General features: G+C 77.1%; 1 protein-coding gene. It reads right to left on the bottom strand.

The window, feature by feature from the left end:
- Positions 1-308: 308 nt before the first annotated feature.
- On the bottom strand, positions 309-511 hold a 203-nt coding region (locus PUR61_RS29280), incomplete at its 5' end, for a hypothetical protein (protein WP_329882500.1).

Here is a 511-nt window from a genome sequence, read left to right as displayed (position 1 = left end):
GTCTGTCTTTGTGGCTTTTTTTTTGGTGGTTTCTTTTGTTTTTCTTTTGTTTTTTTTGGGGGGGCTTGTGGGTCGGGGGGGGGGGGGGGGGGGGGGGAGGGGGGGGTGGTGCGGGGGGGGGGGGGGGCGGTGAGCTCGGGCGGGTGGGGGGGTGGGGGGGGGTGGGGGGGGGGGGGGCGGGGGGGGGGGGCGCGCGGGGGGGGCCGGGGAGGTGTGGGGGGGGCGGCGGGGGGGGGGGGCGGCGCGGGGGGGGGGGGGGGTGGGTGGGGGGGGGGGGGGGGTGGGGGGTATGTAGAGTGGAAGGGTATTCACGGGAGGGGGGTGGGCACCAGTCGCCCGACAGAGCGCCCGCCACCAGGCACCCCGCCACGCAGCAGCACCCTGCGGTCGGCCAGCCAGGCGTGCCACCGGGCGACCGTCCGGCAGGGGTCGTCGGCGGGCTGCTCGGCCATGCCGGCCAGCCGTGCGACGTCGCCCAGCACCTCCTGCCAGGACCGGGGCGACCCGTCCT

The organism is Streptomyces sp. BE20 (genome assembly GCF_036322525.1).
GTDB lineage: Bacteria > Actinomycetota > Actinomycetes > Streptomycetales > Streptomycetaceae > Kitasatospora.
The sequence above is the reverse complement of the archived record's forward strand: the minus strand, read 5'-3'. Positions and strand labels throughout refer to the sequence as shown.